At 32.2% G+C, this 326-nt stretch carries 1 pseudogene; it reads left to right on the top strand.

Annotated features, from left to right (window positions below):
* Nucleotides 1–122: 122 nt before the first annotated feature.
* Nucleotides 123–326: pseudogene (locus DD657_RS00375) on the top strand (hypothetical protein); the annotation flags it as partial.

A 326-nucleotide genomic window follows, 5' to 3' on the forward strand; every position in this document is an offset into this window, starting at 1 on the left:
AAGGAACGTTTTAGTTGCAGATTTTGAATTAAAAAAACTGATAACGAAGCAGATTGCAAGTCATTTAAAATTTACAGTCTAAAATTTATAATTTATATGAACGCTTTTAAATAAAATAACATATGTATCGACGTATTATTTTTTGTATTGTTATTGGAATAGTTGCTTCTTGTTCTTCTTTTAAAAATGATGGAGAATTGGTAGGAGCCCGTAAAGTAAAAAGATGGTTTGAGCCTGATCCTTATGGGATGGTATTAATTCCTACCGGGAGTTTTGTTATCGGACAGAATGATGAGGATATTACCTGGTCGATGTCTGCTCCGCAA

This window comes from Culturomica sp., from assembly GCF_003524185.1.
In the GTDB taxonomy this organism is placed as follows: Bacteria; Bacteroidota; Bacteroidia; order Bacteroidales; family Marinifilaceae; genus Culturomica; species Culturomica massiliensis.